The organism is Acetobacter sp. DmW_043 (assembly GCF_002153485.1).
Classification (GTDB): Bacteria; Pseudomonadota; Alphaproteobacteria; order Acetobacterales; family Acetobacteraceae; genus Acetobacter; species Acetobacter thailandicus.
The window spans coordinates 1-296 of sequence record NZ_JOMN01000108.1 but is presented as its reverse complement, the minus strand read 5'-3'; the positions used below and the strand labels follow the sequence as shown (position 1 = coordinate 296).

The window sequence follows — 296 nt, the reverse complement described above, 5'->3', positions numbered from 1 at the left end:
TTTTAGCTGGATACGGTTAGAGAAACTGGCAAGACTGGAAGAAATCAGGCTGGGGCATGCTCTTGTTGCCGGACGTCATGACCGTTCGATTGTCAAAGCTCTTGAGCAGGAAGGCAGGGATCGTGAGGCAGAGCAGATTAAATCCCTCATACCGGCCACAGCGCAGGAGAAACCACGCTCTGCCTACAGTGCACAGGCCCGGCGCATGGCAGAACGTCAGGGTGCTGACCTCCTGGCTCTTAAAAAGCTGGTCTGTGCCCTCTGGGCGCAGTCTGATGGTCTGAAATCTTTCCGTG

1 pseudogene is annotated in these 296 nt (G+C 55.1%); it reads left to right on the top strand.

The features are described from left to right. A pseudogene (locus HK11_RS12435) lies at nucleotides 1–296 on the top strand (hypothetical protein); the annotation flags it as partial.